Origin of the sequence: Streptomyces bikiniensis (assembly GCF_000716625.1) — a bacterium.
Taxonomy (GTDB): domain Bacteria; phylum Actinomycetota; class Actinomycetes; order Streptomycetales; family Streptomycetaceae; genus Streptomyces; species Streptomyces bikiniensis.
Genome location: NZ_JNXJ01000109.1, coordinates 1 through 891 on the forward strand (window position 1 = coordinate 1; position 891 = coordinate 891).

1 protein-coding gene is annotated in these 891 nt (G+C 68.5%); it reads left to right on the forward strand.

The window, feature by feature from the left end; genetic code table 11:
• Window positions 1-110: 110 nt before the first annotated feature.
• Window positions 111-881: an IS5 family transposase gene (locus tag OO47_RS32940; RefSeq protein WP_030223503.1), complete on the forward strand. Its 771-nt coding sequence runs from the start codon at window positions 111-113 to the stop codon at window positions 879-881.
• Window positions 882-891 lie beyond the last annotated feature (10 nt).

The following is an 891-nucleotide window of genomic DNA, read 5'->3' on the forward strand; positions in this document are numbered from 1 at the left end:
GAGGGTTTCTCAACCTGCTTTGCGAGCTTGCCGGTTGACCTGACAGCATGACGAAACCCCTGGTAGATGGGTTTTCGACCAAGAGAACCGTCTCCACCAGGGGCTTCCGCATGCTTGTCTACCCGTCCGGCGTCGACGTGTCCAGTTCCACCCTGCGCTTCCTGACCGCCCGGCTACGCACCTCCCGCCACGAGCGCGGCACCCGATGGCGCCGTCTGACCTGCGGGCGCCAGGCCCTGCTCACCCTGGCCCACCTGCGCTGCGGACACACCTACGCCCAGCTCTCCGCCGGTTTCGGCGTCAGCGTGGCCACCGCCTACCGCTACATCGCCGAGGCCGTTCAGGTCCTTGCCGCCTTGGCACCCACCTTGGAGCAGGCGCTGCAGACGGCCGCGACCAAGGCGTACGTGATCCTCGACGGCACCCTGCTGCCCATCGACCGCATCGCCGCCGACCGGCCCTTCTACAGCGGCAAGCACAAGAAGCACGGCATGAACATCCAGGTCCTCACCGACCCCTTCGGCCGACTGCTGTGGGCCTCGCCGGCGCTGCCCGGCGCGGTCCACGACATCCGCGCCGCCCGCACCCACGGGATCATCGACGCCGTCACCGAAGCCCAGATCAACTGCTGGGCCGACAAGGGCTACCAAGGTGCCGGCGGCACGGTCCGGGTGCCCTTCCGGGGGCGCTGGGTGAACCTCTCCGCCGGCCAGCGGGCCGTGAACGTCGCCCACGCCCGCATCCGCGCCGTCGGGGAGCAGGCCATGGCCACCCTCAAGAGCTGGCGACTGCTGCGGAAGCTGCGGTGTTCCACCACACGCATCACCGCCCTCGTTCAAGCCGTCCTCACCCTGCATCTGGCCAGCTCAGACCGAGGATGAAAAACGCTCA

Bases quoted from the DNA above. Each gene is read 5' to 3' on its own strand.
- OO47_RS32940 (WP_030223503.1), top strand. From the start codon at position 111: ATGCTTGTCTACCCGTCCGGCGTCGACGTGTCCAGTTCCACCCTGCGC.